16 protein-coding genes are annotated in these 21,681 nt (G+C 67.0%); 9 read left to right on the forward strand and 7 right to left on the reverse strand.

Annotated elements, in window-relative coordinates; all coding sequences use genetic code 11:
* Positions 1–2: 2 nt before the first annotated feature.
* On the forward strand, positions 3–1,742 hold the full coding sequence (locus N4S67_RS20650) for a glycerol-3-phosphate dehydrogenase/oxidase (protein ID WP_260994891.1): 1,740 nt from the start codon (positions 3–5) through the stop codon (positions 1,740–1,742).
* Positions 1,739–2,596, forward strand: a complete 858-nt coding sequence (locus N4S67_RS20655; protein WP_260994892.1) for a pseudouridine synthase — start codon at positions 1,739–1,741, stop codon at positions 2,594–2,596. Before N4S67_RS20650 ends, N4S67_RS20655 begins: the two co-directional genes overlap by 4 nt.
* Before the next feature lie 67 nt (positions 2,597–2,663).
* Here N4S67_RS20655 and N4S67_RS20660 read toward each other — a convergent pair whose 3' ends face one another.
* Together N4S67_RS20660 and N4S67_RS20665 are read right to left on the reverse strand one after the other, a co-directional pair.
* Positions 2,664–5,903 carry an Ig-like domain-containing protein gene (locus N4S67_RS20660; RefSeq protein ID WP_260994893.1) on the reverse strand — a complete coding sequence of 1,080 codons (3,240 nt, stop codon included), beginning with the start codon at positions 5,901–5,903 and terminating at the stop codon, positions 2,664–2,666.
* A 526-nt stretch (positions 5,904–6,429) separates the two neighbouring features.
* Complete coding sequence (locus N4S67_RS20665; protein WP_313959970.1) at positions 6,430–8,316, reverse strand: glycoside hydrolase family 2 protein; 1,887 nt, start codon at positions 8,314–8,316, stop codon at positions 6,430–6,432.
* Between the two features lie 515 nt (positions 8,317–8,831).
* On the opposite strand from N4S67_RS20665, the gene N4S67_RS20670 reads away from it, so the two are divergent.
* The 4 genes from N4S67_RS20670 (at position 8,832) to N4S67_RS20685 (ending at position 11,243) form a co-directional block, all read left to right on the forward strand.
* A complete protein-coding gene (locus tag N4S67_RS20670; protein ID WP_260994895.1) occupies positions 8,832–9,656 on the forward strand; it encodes an MOSC domain-containing protein in 825 nt (274 codons plus the stop codon).
* A gap of 52 nt (positions 9,657–9,708) precedes the next feature.
* The gene (locus N4S67_RS20675; RefSeq protein WP_390893460.1) at positions 9,709–10,029 is read left to right on the forward strand and encodes an RNA-binding protein; all 321 of its coding nucleotides are present in this window, start codon (positions 9,709–9,711) and stop codon (positions 10,027–10,029) included.
* 142 nt (positions 10,030–10,171) lie between these two features.
* On the forward strand, positions 10,172–10,468 hold the full coding sequence (locus N4S67_RS20680) for a hypothetical protein (RefSeq protein WP_260994896.1): 297 nt from the start codon (positions 10,172–10,174) through the stop codon (positions 10,466–10,468).
* A gap of 4 nt (positions 10,469–10,472) precedes the next feature.
* Positions 10,473–11,243 carry an SDR family NAD(P)-dependent oxidoreductase gene (locus tag N4S67_RS20685; RefSeq protein ID WP_260994897.1) on the forward strand — a complete coding sequence of 257 codons (771 nt, stop codon included), beginning with the start codon at positions 10,473–10,475 and terminating at the stop codon, positions 11,241–11,243.
* Here the strand turns inward: N4S67_RS20685 and N4S67_RS20690 are convergent.
* On the reverse strand, positions 11,212–11,991 hold the full coding sequence (locus N4S67_RS20690; RefSeq protein WP_260994898.1) for an enoyl-CoA hydratase/isomerase family protein: 780 nt from the start codon (positions 11,989–11,991) through the stop codon (positions 11,212–11,214). The two genes, N4S67_RS20685 and N4S67_RS20690, sit on opposite strands and share 32 nt — an antisense overlap.
* Before the next feature lie 31 nt (positions 11,992–12,022).
* Entirely contained in the window at positions 12,023–12,697 is a 675-nt protein-coding gene (locus N4S67_RS20695; RefSeq protein ID WP_260994899.1) for a TetR family transcriptional regulator, read from the reverse strand.
* A gap of 177 nt (positions 12,698–12,874) precedes the next feature.
* Between N4S67_RS20695 and N4S67_RS20700 the strand changes: the two genes are divergently transcribed.
* Both N4S67_RS20700 and N4S67_RS20705 read left to right on the forward strand, forming a co-directional pair.
* On the forward strand, positions 12,875–13,927 hold the full coding sequence (locus tag N4S67_RS20700; protein ID WP_260994900.1) for a ferredoxin reductase: 1,053 nt from the start codon (positions 12,875–12,877) through the stop codon (positions 13,925–13,927).
* A gap of 13 nt (positions 13,928–13,940) precedes the next feature.
* Positions 13,941–15,044, forward strand: a complete 1,104-nt coding sequence (locus tag N4S67_RS20705) for a fatty acid desaturase family protein (RefSeq protein ID WP_260994901.1) — start codon at positions 13,941–13,943, stop codon at positions 15,042–15,044.
* A gap of 4 nt (positions 15,045–15,048) precedes the next feature.
* Here N4S67_RS20705 and nei2 read toward each other — a convergent pair whose 3' ends face one another.
* From nei2 to N4S67_RS20720, 3 genes are read right to left on the reverse strand one after another with little or no spacing between them, the layout of a single operon-like run.
* Positions 15,049–15,810: an endonuclease VIII Nei2 gene (nei2, locus tag N4S67_RS20710; RefSeq protein ID WP_260994902.1), complete on the reverse strand. Its 762-nt coding sequence runs from the start codon at positions 15,808–15,810 to the stop codon at positions 15,049–15,051.
* Between the two features lie 24 nt (positions 15,811–15,834).
* Positions 15,835–20,373 (reverse strand): ATP-dependent helicase, encoded by a 4,539-nt coding sequence (locus tag N4S67_RS20715; RefSeq protein ID WP_260994903.1) that lies wholly within the window; start codon positions 20,371–20,373, stop codon positions 15,835–15,837.
* A gap of 31 nt (positions 20,374–20,404) precedes the next feature.
* On the reverse strand, positions 20,405–21,055 hold the full coding sequence (locus tag N4S67_RS20720) for a TetR/AcrR family transcriptional regulator (RefSeq protein ID WP_260994904.1): 651 nt from the start codon (positions 21,053–21,055) through the stop codon (positions 20,405–20,407).
* A gap of 106 nt (positions 21,056–21,161) precedes the next feature.
* On the opposite strand from N4S67_RS20720, the gene N4S67_RS20725 reads away from it, so the two are divergent.
* A complete protein-coding gene (locus N4S67_RS20725; protein WP_260994905.1) occupies positions 21,162–21,545 on the forward strand; it encodes a hypothetical protein in 384 nt (127 codons plus the stop codon).
* Positions 21,546–21,681: the final 136 nt, after the last annotated feature.

Here is a 21,681-nt window from a genome sequence, read left to right on the forward strand (position 1 = left end):
CGGTGAGCGACCCGATCCCGGCGAACGGCCAGACGCTGCTCGGACCAGAGCAGCGGGCGCAGGCCTGGGAGCGACTCGGCAACGAGCAGTTCGACGTCGTCGTCATCGGCGGTGGAGTGGTCGGTGCGGGCGCAGCGCTCGACGCGGCGACGCGCGGGCTGAAGGTGGCCCTCGTGGAGGCGCGCGACTTCGCATCGGGTACCTCGAGTCGGTCGTCGAAGATGTTCCACGGCGGCCTGCGTTATCTGGAACAGCTGGAGTTCGGGCTCGTGCGCGAGGCGTTGCACGAGCGTGAGCTGTCGTTGACGACGCTGGCGCCGCACCTGGTGAAACCGCTGCCGTTCCTGTTCCCGCTGACGAACCGGTGGTGGGAGCGGCCGTACATCGCGGCGGGAATCTTCCTGTATGACCAGCTGGGTGGGGCCAAATCCGTTCCTGCGCAGAAGCATTTGACCCGTGCCGGCGCACTGCGATTGTCGCCCGGGCTGAAGCGGTCGTCGTTGATCGGCGGAATCCGCTACTACGACACCGTCGTCGACGACGCCAGGCACACCATGATGGTGGCCCGCACGGCCGCGCACTATGGGGCCGTCGTGCGCACCTCTACACAAGTGGTGTCGCTGCTGCGCGAGGGCGATCGGGTGGTCGGGGTGTCGGTGCGTGACTCAGAGGACGGCGCGGTGACCGAGGTGCGGGGCCACGTCGTCGTCAACGCCACCGGGGTGTGGACCGACGAGATCCAGGCATTGTCCAAGCAGCGCGGGCGATTTCGGGTGCGGGCATCCAAGGGTGTGCACGTGGTGGTGCCGCGGGACCGCATCGTCAGCGAGGTCGCCATCATCCTGCGCACGGAGAAGTCGGTGCTGTTCGTCATACCGTGGGGCACCCACTGGATCATCGGCACCACCGACACCGACTGGAATCTCGACCTCGCGCATCCGGCGGCAACGAAGGCCGATATCGATTACATCCTCAAGACGGTCAACACCATTCTGGCAACGCCGTTGACCCATGACGACATCGACGGCGTGTACGCAGGGCTACGCCCGCTGCTGGCCGGTGAGAGCGAGGAGACCTCGAAGCTGTCGCGCGAGCACGCGGTCGCCGTCCCCGCGCCGGGCCTGGTGGCCATCGCAGGCGGCAAGTACACGACCTACCGAGTGATGGGCGAGGACGCCATCGACGCGGCCGCCGAGTTCACCCCGGCGCGGGTTGCGCCGTCGATCACCGAGAAGGTGCCGTTGATGGGTGCCGACGGCTACTTCGCGCTGATCAACCAGACGGAAAGCGTTGGCGCGCACTACGGTTTGCATCCCTACCGGGTTCGACACCTGCTGGACCGGTACGGCTCACTGATCGGTGAGGTGCTGCAGATGGCGGAAGGGCGCCCGGAGCTGTTGACGCCGATCACGGAGGCGCCGGTATACCTCAAGGTCGAGGCCTACTACGCAGCGGCGGCCGAAGGCGCGTTGCATCTCGAGGACATCATGGCGCGACGGATGCGGATTTCGATCGAGTATCCGCACCGCGGCGTGGACTGCGCGCGCGAGGTCGCCGAAGTGGTTGCACCCGTGTTGAGTTGGAGCGCTGAGGATATCGATCGCGAGGTCGACACCTACTGCGCGCGTGTCGACGCCGAAGTGCGGTCACAGCAGCAGCCCGACGATGAGTCGGCCGACGCGCTGCGGGCGTCCGCGCCGGAGGCCCGCGCGGAGATACTCGAGCCGGTGCCGCTCACTTGAGGCGCGAGGCGCCGCTGCCCCCGCGAGACGGCCTGGGTCCCGCACGAGTGCGGCTGCGCGGCGGCTCGGTGCTGGTCGAGCTGGCTTCTCGATTCGGTGAGGCGGCAGCGACGAAAGTACTTGCCGGCGAGGTGGTTTGCGCCGACGGCACCGTGGTAGGTGTGGGGACCGTGTTGCCGCCCGGTTCTCACGTGTACCTGTACCGGGACCTGCCCGACGAGGTCGCGGTGCCGTTCGACATCCCGGTGCTGTACCGCGACGAGAACATCGTCGTCGTGGACAAGCCGCATTTCCTGGCGACGATGCCGCGGGGTCGTCACGTCGCACAGACGGCGCTGGTGCGGCTGCGGCGTTCGCTTGAGGTTCAGGAACTTTCGCCGGCACACCGACTGGACCGCTTGACGGCAGGGGTCCTTGTGTTGACGACGCGGCGTGAGGTGCGAGGCGCGTATCAGACGATGTTCGCGCGGGGCGAGGTACAGAAGACGTATCTGGCGCGGGCTGCGGCCGATCCAGGACTGGACTTGCCGACGGTGGTGCGCAGCCGGATCATCAAGCGGCGGGGACAGTTACAGGCGGTAGAGGAGCAGGGCGAGCCGAACGCGGAGACGCTCGTCGAACATCTAGGGGACGGGCTGTACCGGCTGACGCCGCGGACCGGACGGACGCATCAGCTTCGTGTGCACATGGCGTCGCTGGGACTGCCGATCGACGGTGATCCGCTGTACCCGAAGGTGACCGACGTCGATTCCGACGACTTCTCGCGGCCGTTGCGGCTACTGGCTCAGCGGCTCGAATTCGTAGATCCGTTGAGCGGATTGCGGTGTGAGTTCGTCAGCGGGCGCGAGCTGTGACCGTCAAGCTGGGCTCTTCAGGGTCTTGAGCTCATCGCCCGGGTTGGCGGCCTTCATCCGATGGGCGCTATTGGTCGGTCGTGATCACCGTGACGGTGCCCGAGCTCTGATTGGCGGTGTAGACGTGGTTTCCACTAACCGCTACAGCCATCGGAGAGCTGCCGACGTTCAGCGTGGCCAGAACCGTATTGGTGGTGGCGTCGATGACGGTCACGGTGTTGCTGGTGGTGTTGGCGACGTAGAGACGGTTGCCGCTGATCGCGATCGCGCCGGGGCCGTCACCAACGGGTATGGCGTCGATGGCGGGTGTGGCGGGGTTGGCGTCGATGATGGTGTCAGTGGTGGTATCGATCACGGTGACGGTGTCGTTATTGGCATTGGTGACGTAGAGCCGGTTGCCGTTGGCCGCTACCGCATATGGATTGGGGACGCTGATGTTGTGGATGACGGTGTTGGTAGCGGTATCGATGACCGAGACGGTGTTGCCGGCCAGGTTGGCCACATAGAGGTGGTTGCCGCTGACCGCCGCCCCATTCGGACTGTTGCCGACGGCGATTGGGTCGATGGCGGGGGTGGCGGGATTGGCGTCGACGACGGTGTTCGTCGTGGTGTCGATGACTGTGACTGTGTTGCCGAAGCGATTAGTGACGTAGAGACGGTCGCCGCTGATCGCCATTCCGTGTGGGCCGTTGCCGACGGGAATGGTGTCGATGGCAGGTGTGGCGGGATTGGCGTCGATGACGGTGTTGGTAGTGGTGTCGATGATTGTCACGCTGTCGCCGTTGATGTTGGCGACGTAAAGCCGCGTGCCCTGGACGGCGGTTGCAAATGGGGCGCTACCGACTGCGATGCGATCGATCGCCGGTGTGGCTGGGTTGAGATCGATGACGGTGTTTGTGTCCAGGTCGATAACCGTGACGGTCGAGGGATTCTGGTTCACGACGTAGAGGCGGTCGCCGACGACTGCCACGCCTTGCGGCAGTGGTCCGGCCGCAATCGAACCAGTTACGGCTGCCGCTGGGGGATCGATTGGTGCGACGACCGGCACCGACACGCTGAGTTGACCGTCGGTGACGTTGATAGTGAAGCCGACGGTTTCGTCGCCCGGACTCGTCAAGGCGGTGAGGCGCGTCTGTGTCGTCGGGGTGAAGGTCCAGACGCCTGTCGTGGAGTTGACCGTGACCGTACCAATCGCTGGACTGATCGGACTGACCGAGTACGTCAGGATTCCGGAATCCGAATCCACGACATCGACGTGGCCGACGACGACCCCGCTGGCTTGGTTGACACTGTCGACCACGAAGGCTGGACTCCCCAAAGTCGGCGCGTCGTTGACGGGGGTGATGGTGATGGTGACGGTGGCGGTGTTGGAGGGTGCGCCGCTGGTGTCTTGGACGGTGTAGGTGAACAAGTCGGTGGTGGTTTCGGATCCGTTGTGGGTGTAGGTGATGGCGCCGGTGGCGGGGTTGATCTGGATGGCGCCGTTGGTGGGCTGTGTGAGGACCTGCACCGTGGTGGGGTCGATGGTGGTGTTGCCGTTGGGGTCGGTGTCGCCGTCGAGGACGTTGACTGCGATCGATTGGCCTTCGTTGACGGTGGCGGTGTCGTTGTCGGCCACCGGTGCACCGTCGTTGACGGGGGTGATGGTGATGGTGACGGTGGCGGTGTTGGAGGGTGCGCCGCTGGTGTCTTGGACGGTGTAGGTGAACAAGTCGGTGGTGGTTTCGGATCCGTTGTGGGTGTAGGTGATGGCGCCGGTGGCGGGGTTGATCTGGATGGCGCCGTTGGTGGGCTGTGTGAGGACCTGCACCGTGGTGGGGTCGATGGTGGTGTTGCCGTCGGGGTCGGTGTCGCCGTCGAGGACGCTGATTGCGATCGATTGGCCTTCGTTGACGGTGGCGGTGTCGTTGTCGGCCACCGGTGCACCGGAGTTGTCCTCTACCGGCGTGACGTTGACCGTGACAGTGGTGGTCGAGGAATGTCCGCCGCCGCCGAAGAAGCCGGCCAGACCATGCAGGTGCCAGGGGCTGGCTTCGTCAGAAACGGTGTAGGAGAACGTGTCTGTGCCGTTGAAGTTGGCATCGGGGGTGTAGGTGAACGTGCCGTTCGGGTTGAGCACGACCTCGCCATTTGCCGGCTGTGTGAAATCGGTGACCGTCAACACGTCACCGGCGCCCAGGTCGCCATCGGTGTCATTGGCCAGCACCGGAATGGTCACATCGTCGTCTTCGGCTGTGGTGACCGTATCGGCCACCGCAGTGGGTGACTGGTTGAGGAAGGTGCGCTGCAATTCGCGCTGCGCCCAGCCCAACACCACGAACAACATCACCGGCGGGGCCGGAGTGGTTGGACCTGGCGCCAAGAATCCCGACAGGAACATTGACAAGGCCGTGGTGACGATATTGGTCACCGCTTGGACGCCGCCCAGCACTGCCTCCACCGGATTGGACGGCTGGGGCACCAGCGGAGCCGGCGCCGGCGTACCCGGCGCGGCCGCAGCCATCACCAGCTGCAACTCCTCGTCGGAGTCAGCCGTCAGCGAGAACAAGCTCACGTGGCCGTCCTCGGCGGCGAGGGACACTCCTGACCCGGCTGGGGCGTTCACATTCGCGCTGTCGGCTGTCCCGGCGTCTTTGCTCTGCGCAGACCGCCCTGTGGGGGCCTGCGGTGTGGACGGGTCGACCGACGGAACCTCTGGCGGCACAACGGTTTCGGTAGGGGGCGGAACGAAGGTCGGGGGCGGCTCAACGGGCGCGGGGGGTGCGGCTGTTTCCGGGGCAGGCGTCGTTGGCGTTTCACCGGTCGGCGACAGGTTCTCGTCGCCGTTTTCGACCCTGGTCTCGGCACCGGTCACCGTCGCGCCACCGCTGACACTGACGTTCATCTCGGGGACCACACCGTTACCGGGATCGTTCTGCTCTGCTGGGTCTCCCGAGCCGACCGGCTGTTCGGTCTGCACCTGACCGGGGTCCACCGCACCCGTCTCTTGCTCGGCACCCGGGTTCGCACCGTCATTGGCGGGACCCTGCGACGTGTTGCTGGCGTCGGCGCCGTCCTGCGCACGCGCCACACCCATGCCCGAGCCGGTGGCCACCGCCACGCCGACGCCGAGGGCAATCGCCAAGGCTCCGACCCGGCCCACGTACCGGCCACAGCCCGCGTTGACAGCCGGCCGCACACGGTGCCTGGCGCTGCCTTCAGGGCCCACGGCCACCGTCGCAGAACCGACCGACGACTCCTGGCCGTTTCGCGCCCGGCGAGAAGCCCGGTTGTTGCCGGCGAACGGACGGTTGAACTGTGCGGCCATGTTGCAATTCCCCCAAGAGTGAAGCCAGAGACGACGCAGATGCGTCTCAGCAAACCTAAGGCCCTCACCCCCACGAAGGAATCCGGGAAAACCCTACGATTCTCAAATTCCGTCCAACAGGGTTCACCAAGAAGAAACAACGAAACCGCAGCTCAGCCGCGACGGTTCGCTAAATCACCGTGCGGAGCACTGACGCTGTCGTTGACGAGGCCTGGTGCCTCGCCGTGGCGCGGCGGGTCCGCCGGTCGCCTATGCCTAAAAGGCTGCGTTAGCGATGATTTCGGCGCCGTACGGAGTCGGTTGCAACGACTCCGATGGTCACCCATCTGAGGGGAATCCACTCCGCAGTCGTCACTCGCGCTACCGGATGTTGCTGGTGCTGTCCGGGTGCCGAACCTATGGTTATCAGTCAACGGGGGTCATCAGTCATCGCCGCTGAGCAGCCACCGTTCAACAGTGCGCCATCAATCTGCACTTAGCGCAAACATTCGTTGCATTCGCATTGAAGTTGACGCCAGCTCCGGTGTCACCGGCGGACGTCGCGCGCGGGTTCGGGCTTGCCCACGTCGGCGCCCGCCGCGATCACCGCGCGGTTGCGCTCGGCGACCGTCCGCAGCATCACCTTGAGCAGCCGCCGGTCGTACGTCATGTACCCGTTGAGCTCGTTCTCGACGTCGGTGGTCTGCGTGTAGATCGCGCCGGACAGGCCGCCCTTGCGCACGACGTCCTCGAGATCGCGACTGACCTCGACGTAGCGCTCCGTCAGCCGCGCCTTGCTGTCGGTCATCTCGTAGGCCTGCGGCCGGCCCGGCCACCGATGTCCGTCGAGCACGAGCCCGAGGCCGCCGTACTCGCCGTCGACGATGACGCGGTGCTCCAGTGGCACCGGCCGGTCGCCCAGCATCAGGCGTTCATCGTGAGCGGTCGCCGGGTTGTCGTGCAGCACCGGACGGCCGGGCCCGACGTAGGTGTGGTCGTCGTAGACGTCGCCGGCTCGACTGTCCGGACGCGATTTGCAACAGTTGACACCGCTGTTCGCGTTGACCATGCGCGTCGGGTCTGCGGCCTTGGCGACGGCCGCAATCCTGGCGGTGTCGAACTCGCCCCACCCCTCATTGAACGGCACCCAGCCGATGATCGATGTGACGCTGCGCAACTGGTCGATCATCTCGACCATTTCCTTCTCGAAATTGGCCTTCGCGGCGGGTGAGGGATCGGGGTCCGGTCCGACCGGAATGTCGAGCGACACATCCAGCGACGGCATGTCCTGCCATACCAGCAGCCCGAGCTTGTCCGTCCAGTAGTACCAGCGCGCGGGTTCCACCTTCGCGTGCTTGCGGACGAAGTTCATGCCAAGCGCCTTGGTCCGTTCGAGGTCGAACCGCAATGCGTCATCGGTCGGCGCGGTGTAGATCCCGTCTGGCCAGTAGCCCTGATCCAGCGGGCCGTGCAGGAACGTGATCTTGCCGTTGACCGCGATCCTGGGCCGCCCCTTGGCATCCCTGACCGTGCCGATCGTGCGCAGGCCGGCGTAGCTCGACACCTCGTCGGTGGCCTTGCCCGACGGGCTCACCAACCGAACCTTGATGTCGTAAAGGTAAGGATCCTCGGGGCTCCACAGCCGCGGGTTCGGCACAGTGATGTGCACGGGCTCGCCGGGCTGCGCCGACGAGCGCGCCACCGCCTCGCCCCCCGGCATGGTGACCGTGACCTCGACGCGTTGGTCACGGCCCCCGGTGACCTTCGGCGTGACGGTCAGGCCGGTCAGATCGGTGGTGATGTCGAGTTTCTCGATGTGCGCCGCGCGCACCGGTTCGATCCACACCGTCTGCCAGATGCCCGACGCGCCGGTGTAAAACAGCCCCTCGGGATGGGTGCGCTGCTTGCCGACCGCAAACGGGTTGGCCTCGTTGCGATCCTCGACGCGCACAGTGATCTGCTGCGTGCCCTTCCATCGCAGCGCGCTCGTGATGTCCGCGCTGAATCCGGTGTAGCCGCCTTCGTGATGGGCCACCTGCCGGCCGTTGACCCATACGGTGGCGATCTGGTCGACGGCGCCGAAGTGCAGCAGAACCCGCTGGCCACGCCACGTACCGGGAATCTCGAAATCCCGGCTGTACCACATCTGGTCGTCGTGGCGCATGATGCCCGACAGCGCCGACTCGGTGGGATAGGGCACCAGAATCCGCTCGTTGTAGGCGTCCGGCGACGGGGGCGCCGACAGCGCTCGGCCCCCGGACCGGCCCGTGTACGACCAGACGCCGTTGAGGTTCAGCCACCACTTGCGCGCCAGCTGCGGGCGCGGGTACTCCGGCAGCGCGTTGTTCGGGCCGACCAGGTCGCTCCACGGTGTGGACAGAGGGGACCGCTGGCGCTGCCAATCCTCGGCCGCGTGAGCCGGCGCGGTGACCATCGCGCCAAATGCTATTAGCGCCACCGCCACCGCCGCGAACCGCATGAGTCGACAGCTACCAGCGGACGCGTTGGCGCCAGCGGCCATGGATATCCCCCAAATGTGAGATCAGTCAGCACTGACGTGCCGCATGTGTCCCGACTGACCCGCGAGCCTTCGCGGTTGTAGCAAACATCAGAGCAGTCGGCGAGGAAGAAACGAGGCGCTTTCCTCGCTCGTGTATCGACACCGACCGGGCGCGCGTTACAGCGTTCGGCACGTGGCACCAACACACTGCTCACCGTAGGCGTGTGAGTCGAAATGTTCTGTAGCAAGGCTTGTTTGGCGAGATGTGTGGCCTGCAGTGCGGTGTGGCCGGAGCAGTAATCTGTCCACGAGTTCGCGGGTACGCTACGCGGCGCCAGTCGGACCTCGTCGGTGGCTACTTGCCGACGGAGCAAAGAAAGTCTGAAGCTCGACTTGAGGTTGCCACAATCTCGTTTGACCGTGGACGGCAGCGGCCACAGTATCGACCGATGACGGTCACGACAGTCCGCACGCTGTGGCGGTATCCGGTCAAGTCGATGGGCGGCGAGGAGGTCTCCGAGCTGGAGATCGGGCGCAGCGGCGTCGTCGGCGACCGCGTCTTCGGCGTGTTCGACGTCGGAGAGCGGCGGCTGGCCAGCGCAAAGCGAGCCCGTCAGTACGGAAAGTTGCTCGAATGCCGCGTGCGGCTCGTCGGCTCAACCGAGTCCGACGACTCGACCATCGAGGTGACCTTTCCCGATGGGAGCGTCGAGTGCGGAATAGAGAAAGTGTCGCGGCGTACTAGCGAGCTGCTCGGCCGCGAGGTCCGAATCGTGGCGAGCGGCGATCCGGTCGCCCAGGACTTTCTCGCCATGGCGGCTTCGTCGACCTTCGCCGACCTGGCGCCCGTACACGTACTGAGTACCGGCATCCTGGGCCGGATGGCGGCCGCCTATCCGGGGGGAGTGTGGGACGCGCGGCGCTTTCGGCCGAACCTCCTCCTCGACGGGGCCGACTTGGAGACCGACGACATGCTCGGGTGCGACCTGGTCAGTACCAGCGCGGTGCTGCACGCCGTGATGCCGACGCCGCGCTGCGTGATGACCACGCTCGCACAGGATCAGCTGCCGCACGATGCCGACATCCTGCGTGCGGTGGCAGGCGTTGACCGCCGAGTCGTGCCCGTGCTCGGCGAAAAGCCATGCGCCGGCGTGTATGCCGACGTTGTGCAGGGCGGCATCGTGCGTCGCGGCGACTCGGTGCGTCTCGACCGAGTGACGGCGCGGCACGGCGCGCTGGCGTCGGTGCTGCAGACGCTTGAGCAACGCGGTTGACCGTAATCGCCAATCGAATCCCCTGGACGCCGTTGCCGGGGAGGATACGTATGTGCGAAAGAAGTGGTTGGCCCTCCCTGCCCTGCTGATCGCCTGCGGCATGACGGTTCCGCTCGCTCCGCCCGCGGAAGCCACGCTGTGCGGCTCGATCGGCGGCAGACACGTCGACGTCACCGGATGCGCCGATCCGTTGTCCTACCTCAACGACGCGCTGCCTCCGCCGCCACCACCTCCGCCACCGCCGCCCCCGCCCGGCGCGCCACCACCGCCACCCCCACCGCCGCCACCACCGCCGGTGTACCTACCGCCGGCGCCGAACGTCGACGTGTGCGCCAATGTCGGTCGGCGGATCAGCGTCAGCGGCTGCATCTAGGGCGACGTACCTGATCACCGGCGCGGGCGATGGTACGTCGCGACGACGAACGCGCCCCGCAGCTACGGGATCTGGGAGCCGACATCGTCGTCGGTGATCTCACGCGCGCAGGCGACATCGCCGATGCGATGCGCGATGTCACGTGGCGGCCGTGGTCGCCGCGATCCTGCGGGACCCGACCGCGAGAATCGGACAGGTCTACGAGCTGACGGGTCCTCAGGCGCTTGACATCACAGGTCTGGCGGAGCAGTACTGGGAGAGCGGCGAACTGGCCTCGATCGGGCTGTCCGCTCATGTCGCGCAGCACATCGCGACCATGGCCCGCCTACATCGCAACGGCCGCTACGACCGCGGCACCGACGACGTCGAGCGCATCATCGGCCGGCGGCCGCAAACGGTCGAGCAGTACATCGCGTCGAATCCCCATCTGTTCTACTGACGGCGTGGACCGCGCATCGTTTGACCGTCTCTTCGACATGACCGACCGCACCGTCATCGTCACCGGCGGCACCCGAGGCATCGGGCTCGCCCTCGCCGAGGGTTTCGTGCTGGCCGGCGCCCGCGTCGTCGTCGCCAGCCGCAAGCCCGATGCCTGCGAGGAGGCCGCACAGCACCTGCGCGGGCTGGGCGGCCAGGCCGTCGGCGTGCCGACGCACCTCGGCGAGGTCGGCGACCTCGAAGCGTTGGTGCAGCGCGCCGTCGACGAGTTCGGCGGCATCGACGTCGTGGTCAACAACGCCGCCAATGCATTGGCCCAACCGCTCGGTGAGATGTCGGTTGATGCGTGGACCAAGTCCTACGAGGTGAATCTTCGCGGACCGGTGTTCCTGGTGCAGGCGGCGTTGCCGCACCTGAAGGCGAGCCCGCACGCCGCGGTGCTCAACATGGTCTCGGTCGGTGCCTTCAACTTCGCGCCGTCGCTGTCCATCTACGCGTCGGGCAAGGCGGCGCTGATGTCGTTCACCCGGTCGATGGCCGCCGAGTTCGTTCCGCACGGCATCCGCGTCAACGCGCTGGCTCCGGGCCCCGTCGACACCGACATGATGCGCAAGAACCCGCAGCAGGCCATCGACGCCATGATCGGCGGGACGTTGATGAAGCGATTGGCGACGCCAGACGAGATGGTGGGCGCCGCACTGCTGTTGACGTCGGACGCCGGCAGTTACATCACGGGGACGGTGATCATCGCTGACGGTGGCGGAACGCCTCGGTAGCCTCGCGCATGACGCCGCCCGTCGACGCCAGGATCTGACTGCGGTTCTCTAGATGCAGCGCTGCCTCCAGGCTCGAGGCCTCGAGATTGGCCCACAGCACCTGCTTGGTCGACTCGACGCCGAACTTCCCGTAGCCACAGACGGTTTCGGCAATGTGGAGCGCTTCGTCGGTCGCATCGTCGACGACACGCGATACGAGGCCGATTCGCAGCGCCTCCTCGGCTTCCACCGCCCGCGCGGTGAGGATCAGGTCGAATGCCGTTCCGGCGCCGACAATCCGGGGCAGCGTGTAGCTGACACCGATGTCGCAGCCGCCGAGTCCGAGCTTGATGAACTGTGTGCAGAACTTCGCTGTTCTCGACGCAACTCGGATGTCACATGCCAGCGCGATACCCATGCCGCCGCCGTACGCCGGCCCGTTGACCGCGGCGATGACCGGTTGGCGCAGGCGATGGATGCGTGCGGTGAGGTCGGCGATGCGCTCCTGCCAACGCATGCCCGACCGCGGGAACTCGGTTCCACCGCCCGCCTGGTCCGGGTTGGACTCAGTGAGGTCGAGGCCCGAGCAGAAGCCGCGGCCCGCGCCGGTGATGACGACGGCGCGGCAATCGTTGTTCGCGGCGATGTCGATGAGCGCGGAGTGCAGATCCTCCACCAGGTCGTGGTTCAGTGCGTTGAGCTTTTCCGGCCGGGTCAATGTCAGCAGGGCGATGTCAGGTCGCGGATTGGTCAGCTCCAGGTTCGGCATGCGCCTCACGCTAGCGGTGGGGCGATGGTGTCTACACCCTGCTGCGCCAACCGGTCACGCCGACGACGATCAGCCGCAACTGTTTGACCGCGACGCGCCTGATCTCCTCGAGCGCAGCCGGATCGCTTGCGTCCTCGATCGCTTCGGCTATGGAGATCATCGCGTTGACGATCAGGGTGGCCAGAATGTTGAGGTCTTCGCCGCTCCAGGTGTTCAGGCCGGGGAACCGGGCGAGGTCGATGGCCAGTTCCGAAGTGATCAACCGGATCTCGGTGCGAATCGCATAGCGCAGCACCGTCAGTCCGCTCGACCTCTCCCGGCCGATGAATCGCCAGTGTTCGCGGCGCTCGTTGACGCCCTCGATGAGCATGTCAACCGACGACTCGATGACCCGATTCGGGTCCAGCTTGCCCGCGCGCGCGCCGCGCAGCATGTCGCGCAGCGCCCGAAACGATTCGTCGATGAGCACTAGTCCCAGCGCCTCCATCGACTCGAAATGCCGGTAGAAGGCGGCGGGCACTATGCCCGCTTCGCGGGTGACCTCGCGAAGGCTCAGCGCGCCGAAACTCTGCTCCTCGAGCAATTTCAGCGCGGCGTCGACGATGGCACGCCGGGTGGCTTCCTTGCGCTCTTCGCGCGACGGAGATTCTCGCGAGCGCGACCTACTCGAGCGGCTCGTCCGTGAGCTAGACGACCGGTTCGACATATAACCAAGAGTACAACTGTTTACTTAGTCGATTTGAATAGCTGTCGCTGCACCGGCGGTGTTTGCGGTGCGTGAACGCCGGAGTAGATGGGTTCACAGTCGTTCACTCATGTGTTTCGGGCCACAAGCTGGACGAATTCGTTGACTGTGGTAGCGCAATAGTTGCATCGTGTACACATGTTCACCGAAACTCTGACGCGGCGGGTGCTCCGGTCACCGCTGGTCGACCTGCTCACGGGTCCACACGGGGTGGACCGGTACACCGAGCTGGTCGAGCCCACCTGGACGCAGGGCGACGCCCGCGCCAGGGTGGTCGCCGTGCGGCGGCAGACGCCACGCAGCGTCACGCTCACCTTGGAACCCAATAAAGCGTTCACCGGATTTCGCGCCGGCCAACACATCAACCTGACGGTCGAGATCGACGGTCGCCGGCGCACCCGCCCCTACTCGCCTGCGAGCGCCGAAGGCTCGCCCTACATCGAGCTCACCATCGGCCACCACGACGGCGGGCTGGTGTCGACCCACCTGTGCGAGCACGCAAGGCCCGGCATGGTCGTCGGGCTCGACTCGGTCGGCGGCGACTTCGTCCTGCCCGCGCTGCGTCCGCGACGGATCCTGTTCGTCTCGGGCGGTAGCGGTATCACCCCGGTGATGTCGATGCTGCGCACCATGCGCGACGAGGGCTCCGACCGCGAGATCGCCTTCGTTCATTACGCGCGATCGCCGGAGGAGGCCTGCTACGCCGACGAGCTCGCCGCGATGGCCGGGGTGCGGGTGCTGCACGGCTACACCCGCGAGGGCGCCGGGGATCTGGACGGCCACTTCGACGCCGACCACCTGGCAGCGGCGATGCCCCGACCCGACGCTGTCTTCGTGTGCGGGCCGCCCGCGCTGGTAGAGGCCGTCCGCGCGCACTGCCCGGATGCGAAGGCCGAGTCCTTCGTCCCGCCCGTCATCACCGTGCCTGCCGAATCGTCAGGCGGTCGTATCGTTTTCGCCGACGCGGCGGTCGACACGGTCGACGACGGCCGACCGATCCTCGAGCAAGCCGAGGCCGCCGGCCTCACACCAGACAGCGGATGCCGAATGGGCATCTGCCACAGCTGCACCCGCCGTAAGACACGCGGCGCGGTGAAAAATCTGATCACCGGAGCGGTGTCAGGCGTCGAAGAGGAGGACATCCAAATCTGTGTGTCCGCCCCCGTTGGCGACGTCGAGATCGCACTCTAAGGAAGGAGTGGCCATGACTGCACCAACCATCACGCAGCAGAAGACCCTCGAGAAGACCGTCGCCGGCCAGCGCATCACGCTCACACCGGAGCAGTCCGAGGAATTCGGCCGCGAACTGGACGCGCTCAAGGAGCGCGTCATCGCCGACCTCGGCGAGCGAGACACCACCTACATCCGACGAATCATCAAGAGCCAACGCGGTTTGGAGGTCGCGGGCCGTGCACTGCTGTTCGGCGGTATCTTCCCGCCGTTCTGGCTCGCGGGCACCGCCATGCTGGGGCTGTCGAAGATCCTCGACAACATGGAGATCGGCCACAACGTCATGCACGGCCAGTACGACTGGACCGGCGACCCCGCGTTGTCGAGCAAGAAGTTCGAATGGGACACCGCGTGCCCGGCCGATCAGTGGCGGCACTCGCACAACTACATGCACCACACCTACACCAACATCGTCGGCATGGACCGCGACGTCGGCTACGGCATCCTGCGGATGAGCGAAGACCAGCGGTGGAGCCCGTACTTCCTGGGCAACCCGGTGTACGCCTTCCTGCTCATGGTGTTGTTCCAGTACGGGGTTGCGCTGCACGAGTTGGAAACTGAGCGCATCCGCGCCGGCGAGATCTCGGTCGCGGACAAGCGTGAGATTCTTGAAGAAATCTGGCGCAAGACCAGGAAGCAGACGCTCAAGGACTACGTGGCCTTCCCGCTGCTGGCCGGGCCGTTCGCGCCGTGGGTGTTCGCGGGCAACATGACCGCCAACCTGATGCGCAACGTGTGGTCCTACATGATCATCTTCTGCGGACATTTCCCCGAAGACGTCCAGGAGTTCTCGATCGAGGAGACCAAGGCCGAAACCCGCGGTCAGTGGTACTTCCGGCAGATTCTCGGTTCGGCGAACCTGACCGGCGGCAAGCTGTTTCACATCTTGAGCGGCAATCTGTCGTTCCAGATCGAGCACCACCTGTTCCCCGATATCCCCGCCCATCGGCACGCTGAGATCGCGCCCGAGGTCCAGGAGATCTGCCGACGCTACGGCATCCCGTACAACATGGGCCCGTTGCCTCGCCAGTTCGCGACGGTCGTGCGCAAGATCTTCCGGCTCGCGCTGCCCCGGTAACGGGTCACGTCTGGCAGACCGGGCACCAGAAGGTGATGCGATCGCCGGAGTCGTCTGACCGGATGGCCGTGCCGCACCTGCGGCATGGCTCGCCGGCGCGACCGTAAACCCACACCTGTTGACCCCGCCTGGTGTCGCCGGTAGTGGTCCTGTTCGACCGAGACCGGTTCAGCCACAGCATGTCCCGAGCGCGCTGCACCATGCGCAGCGGATCCTTGACCGTGCGGACCGGCGTCGTCGGTAGATAGCCGGTGACAAAACAGATCTCGTTGCAGTAGACGTTGCCGACGCCGGCCATCACCCGCTGGTCGAGCAGCGACTCGCTCAGCGGGCGGTCCGGATCGGCGACGAGATTGGCCGCTGCGGTGCGCGGTTCCCAGTCGTCACCCAGCAGGTCTGGTCCGAGATGCGCGACAACGTCCATATCGTGTGAACGTTCCAACACCTCGAGCACGCCGAGATCGACCCCGGCCGCCTGCACGTCCGCAGTCTCCAGGATGATCCGGATGCGGTAGCCGGCGCGGCTGGGTCTGCCGATCGGGCTGACCTTCCAGCTGCCGTCCATCTTCAAGTGCGAATGGATGCTGGCGTCGCCGATGCGGATGAACAGGTGCTTGCCGCGAGTGATCACTTCGTCGACGACCTGACCGGTGAGGTTCACGGCGGCGTACCGCGGCACGCGAATATCGCAGCGGGTCAGTGTCTTTCCGACGAGTCCTTCGCGAAGCCGCAGCCCGGCGTGCCAGACGGTATCGCCTTCAGGCATGCGTCAGCCTCTCATGCGCGCGCACTACCGGAGCCGCAACCCCCGCGGAGTGCGAGAGAAACCCGCCTCGACGAGTGCGTTCTGCACCGCCGCCCGCTGCCCCTCGCCGTGCGGTTCCAGCACCGGTACGCCGTTGACCTTCTCGACCAGCAGCGCCTGGACACGTCCGCTGCTGACGAGTTGGGCGAGCGCCGTCGCCGCGGCGGTGTGTGCCTCGGCATCATCGGTGAAACTCAACAGTGAGCGCCCGCCGCGCTCGAGGAACCACGTCAATTCACCGTCGACCAGCGCGACCAGTGCGCCGGCCTTGCGGCCCGGGCGATGCGACGCGTCATCGTCCGGTCCGCGGCCGGGCCACGGCAGCGCTGCGCCGTACGGGTTGGCGGGATCGGCGGCAGCCAGCATTACGGCGTGGTACTCGCGGCGCTCCTGGTCCACCCCGTCGAGGTAGGAACGCAACCGGTCGACGGTCGACGCGACCGCGAACTGTGCGCCGCCCAGCGACTCGACGAAATAGCCGCGCTGGCACCGGCCGGCGTCCTCGAATGCCGACAACACCTTGTACAGCATTGCGAACCCGCCGGGTATCGATTCGGCGGCCACCGCGCCCTTGGTAAGGACGCCGTGACGACTCAGCATCTGCTCGGCCGTGAAATGAGCCCGCACAGTCGATTCCGGCTCGGGAGAGGGAAGCGCCGACCAGCGCCCCGCGACCGTAGGGTCGACACTGCGGGTCTGGGCATGCTTGACGCTGTAGCTGCTCAGCCGCGGCGGGCGCTGCTTCTGGCGGTGTGCCGGTGCGCCGCGCCTGCCCGTGGAGCGGCGTGTTCCCGACAGCATCGAGCGCACTGGCGCGAAGGTGTCGCCGGTGACCCACCCAGCCCAGATCAATTCCCACAGAGCGGTTTTGAACTGTTCCGAATCACCATCGACGAGTTGGCGGAAGAAGTACGCGCCGCCGCCGCCCAGCGCTTGGGTGATGGCGCGATGGGTGTCGGTGAAGTCTACTTCGGTCGGAGCGGTCAACGTCAGCGGCGCGGAGTCGGAGGTGTGGAAGGCGATCCACCCGTCACCGCCGCCGATCTGGCCGACACCCGACCAGGTGACTTCGCCGGAGGCCAGCAGCTCGTCGAGCATCGCCGGCTGGTAGTCGCGGACGCGCTGACCGAGCACCAGCGATTCGACCGCGGACGCCGGGATCGGCACTCCGGCGAGTTGGTCGATGACCGAGGCGAGACCGTCGATGCCCGAATTGTGTGTGCCCACCTGCTGCCACGCGGGCAGGAAGCGACCGTAGGCGGCCGTGCTGACCGGCTCCACCTGCGCCCGCAGCGCGGCCAGTGACCGGCGGCGCAGAATCTTCAACACGTCGGAGTCACACCACTGTTCGCCGGCCCCAGGGTCCGTCACAGGGATGTCGGTGAACTCCCCGCGAATCAGCTTGCCGTCGATAGCCATTCGGCCGAGCACGTCGGCGGTGACGCGCAGCCCCAGTCCGAAGCGGGCGGCGGCGTCGGAAGTGGTGAACGGCCCGTGCGTGCGGGCATAGCGGCCCAGCAGTTCGCCGAGCGGGTCGTCGACGGATTCGGTGAACGCTGTCGGCACCCCGATGGGCACAGCGACGCCGATACCGTCGCGTAACAGGCCGATGTCTTCGATGGTGACCCACCAGGCCCGGTCGGCGAACGAGACCGGCAGTGCCCGCTTGGCGCCGTGCAGGCCCTCGAGCCAGCCGCCCACCTCGTCGGCCGTGCAGCGTTCGGCGATCTCGGCCTCGGTCAGCGGCCCCAGCACCCGCAACAGGTCGGCGATACCTTCGGCGTCCCGGGCCTTGCGGTCCTCTGCGAGGTGCTGCAGCTGGCGCGTCGTGGAGTCGATGATCTGCGGATCGAGCAGTTCGCGCAGTTCGACGCGACCCAGCAGTTCGGCCAGCAGCACGCTGTCCAGCGAGAGCGCCGCCGCGCGCCGCTCGGCCAGCGGACTGTCGCCCTCGTACATGAACGCCCCGACGTAGCCGAACAGCAGCGAGGCGGCGAACGGCGACGGTGTGGTGGTCTCGACCTCGACGATCCGGAGTCGACGCTGCGCCACACCGCGCATCAGCTCGGTCAGGGCGGGCACGTCGTAGACGTCCTGCAGGCATTCGCGCACCGCCTCCAACACGATCGGGAAGTCGGGATACTTGCGCGCGACGTCGAGCAGTTGCGCCGCGCGCTGCCGCTGGTGCCACAGCGGCGAGCGCTTGCCCGGATGGCGGCGCGGCAGAAGTAAAGCGCGCGCGGCACATTCGCGGAACCGTGACGCAAAGAGTGCTGAGCCGCCGACCTCCGCGGTGACGATCGGCTCGATCTCGTCGGCATCGAACACGAACAAGTCTGCGCCGGGTGCGGTGTCCTCGGTGTCGGGGAGTCGCACGATGATGCCGTCGTCGGACGCGGTCGGCTTCTCGTCGATGCCGTAACGCTCACGCAGCCTGCGCGACACCGCTAGTGCCAGCGGGCCGTGTACGCGCAGGCCGTACGGCGAGTGCAGGATCACCCGCCAGTCACCGAGCTCGTCGCGAAACCGCTCCACCATCAGCGTGGTGTCGGTCGGTACCGTGCCGGTGGCCTGCCGCTGGTCGTCGAGTAGCTGCCATAGGTTGTCGGTCGCGAAGTCGTCGAATCCCATTGCCCGGCAATGTTCGCCGAATTGGTCGCGGCCCACCGAGGCAAGCTCGCCGGTGAACGCGCCCACCGCCGCGCCGAGTTCGGCGGGCCTGCCGACGCTGTCACCGCGCCAGAACGGTAGCCGTGCCGGCTGCCCGGGTGCCGGTACGACCAGCACCCGATCGTGGGTGATCTCGGTGATGCGCCAGCTGGTCGCGCCGAGTGAGATCACGTCGCCGGGCCGCGACTCGTACACCATCTCTTCGTCGAGTTCGCCGACCCGCGACGGCTTTTCCGCGTCGGTGGCCAGATAGACGGTGAACAGTCCGCGGTCGGGGATGGCGCCGCCGGAGGTGACCGCCAGCCGCTGCGCACCCGGCCGCGCGGTCAGCGTGCCCGTGTCGCGGTCGTACACCAGTCGCGGCCGTAGCTCGGCGAACTCCGTGGACGGGTATTTGCCGCTGAGCAGATCCAGTGTCGCCTCGAAGGCGCTGCGCGGCAGGGTGGCGAACGGGGCACTGCGCCGCACCGCGTCGAACCAACGGTCGGCGTCCAACGGTTCCAGCGCGCACGCGGCGACGGTGTGCTGGGCCAGCACGTCGAGCGGATTCGCCGGCACCCGCATGGTCTCGATCTGGCCAGCCAGCATCCGGCGCACCGTCACTGCGCAGCCGATCAGATCCGTCCGGTGCTTGGGGAACAGCACCCCTTGGGAGATCTCACCGACCTGGTGGCCGGCCCGGCCGATCCGCTGCAGACCGCTGGCCACCGACGGCGGCGCCTCGACCTGGATCACCAGATCGACCGCGCCCATGTCGATGCCGAGCTCGAGACTCGACGTCGCGACGACCGCTTTGAGCCGTCCGGTCTTGAGGTCGTCTTCGACCTGCGCGCGCTGCTCCTTGCTGACCGAACCGTGGTGCGCCCGGGCCAGCAGCGTTGGCGCGCCCGACGCCTGACCGCTGCCCATGATGTGGGCGGGCGACCCGCCCGCGACGCCGGTGTTGGGACCCGCCGGTACCTCCATGCCACTTCGTTCGGCGTGAATCTCGTTGAGTCGCGAGGTGAGTCGCTCGGCGAGCCGGCGCGAGTTCGAGAACACGATGGAGCTGTTGTGCGCCTCGATGAGGTCGACGATGCGCTCTTCGACATCGGGCCAGATGGTGTTGTTCTCGAGGTTGGCCATGTCCGGCACGGGCACCTGGACCGACAGGTCGAACGTCTTGGCCGCGGGCGGCGCGACGATGGTGGTGCGGGCTTGACCCGACAGGAAACGCGCCACCTCTTCGGCCGGGCGCACGGTCGCCGACAGGCCGATGCGCTGCGCCGGCTTGTCGAGCATCTGGTCCAGGCGCTCCAGCGACAACGCGAGGTGTGCGCCGCGTTTGGTGCCCGCCACCGCGTGCACCTCGTCGACGATGACCGTGCGCACCTCGGCAAGGGTGTCGCGCGCCGACGACGTCAGCATCAAGAACAGCGACTCCGGCGTGGTGATCAGGATGTCGGGCGGCCGGGTGATCAGCTCGCGGCGTTGGTTGGGCGGGGTGTCGCCCGAGCGCACCCCGACGCTGATGGACGGGGCCTGCTCGCCGCGGCGTTCGGCGACGCGGCCGATGCCGGTCAGCGGGGTGCGCAGGTTGCGTTCGACGTCGACGGCCAACGCCTTGAGCGGGGAGACGTACAGCACCCGAGTGCCTGCGCCGGGCGGGCGTGGGTCGGCGGAAGCCAGTTCGTCGATGGCCCACAAGAACGCGGCCAGCGTCTTGCCGGACCCGGTCGGGGCTATGACCAGGGTGTTGTCGCCGTCGGCGATGGCCGACCACGCCTGCTCCTGCGCGGGAGTGGGCGAGGCGAAGGTACCCGTGAACCACTCCCGCGTCAGCGGGCTGAACCGCGAGAGGGCACCTGTGCTCATCAGACCATCGTGCAGGAGGGCACCGACAACCTCAGCGGTGCTCGGCGGCGACCGCGTCCGCCAGTTCGGCCGGGATGGCGGGCACTCGCCCGACCGCGTCCAGCAGCGCGTGGGCGCACGCGTCGGCGACGACGCCCGCGTCGATGGACGGGTCGGCCAGGCGCTGTCTGCACATCTCGAATGTGAACGCCAACCAGCCGTAGACGGTGACGCGCAGGTCGCGCTCGACCTTGGAATCCAGTGCCCCGCCGATCCCGGCGTTGATGCGCGCGATGATCCGGTTGGCCTGACGGTCGTTGTCGACATCCTCGATTCCACGCAGCAGCGGGTCGGAGCGGCCCATGCCCATGTAGGCGGCCCACGCGCCGTGCGGGTGCTCCTCGTCGTAGCGCAGGTAGGCCAGCACGCCGGCCCGCAACTGGTCGAACAAGCCCTGGCCGGGGTCCGGCGGGGTGTTGGTGGCCTCGAACAGCCGCTCACCCTCGGCTCGCACGACGGCGGCGAAAAAGGCCCGCTTATCCGGGAAGTAGTGGTACATCAGGGCACGCGAGACCCCGGCCCGTTCGGCGATCTCGTCGATGCGCACCTCGTCGTAGGGACGCTGGCCGAACACCTCGGCGCCCAGCGACAGCAGTTCCCTGCGTCGATCCTCGGGCGATAGCCGTCGTCTGGTATCTGCCATGACGCCATTCTATTGACGCCTGTCTAACAGCGGCCGGCTGCGTTTTGCCGCGGCGCCGGACCGGGTATTCCGGTTTATTGACGGAATTGACAGTCAGGGACAGGCCATGGACATCGTTCGAAGCGCGACACGCGTCGTCACCGGAGCCGCAAACGCCACCACCGCCGCCGCCGGCGCTTTGGGCGGAGCGACGGTCAACGGCATCATCGGCGGCGTGCAGGGGACCGCGCGGGGGGTGCGCGAAGGCGTCAGCAGCGGCAGCCATTCGACACCGGCGGCACTGCTGGCTATGGGCGCCATCGGCGCGGCGGGTCTGATCGAGTGGCCGGCGCTGCTGATGGTCGGCGGAACCGCCCTGCTGGTGCAACAGCTCGCCGGCCCCGCCCAGGACGAGGCGGGACGGGCCGCGCCGACGCCCCGCCAGGCGTCGTCCGCGTCGATGGCCAAGAAGGCGCCGCCGCGAAAGTCATCAGCGCGTAAGAAGTCGTGAGGCGCCGCAGTTGGCCGCCCCGGGACTGTCGGGCGAGGCGCCGCAGTTGGCCGCCCCGGGACTGTCGGGCGAGGCGGCACCGGTTGGCATGACGCCGATGGGGTAATCCTCAACGGACTGGCGGTGGAAGGGGGCG

The sequence above is a fragment of the Mycobacterium deserti genome (genome assembly GCF_025345615.1).
GTDB classification, from domain to species: Bacteria; Actinomycetota; Actinomycetes; order Mycobacteriales; family Mycobacteriaceae; genus Mycobacterium; species Mycobacterium deserti.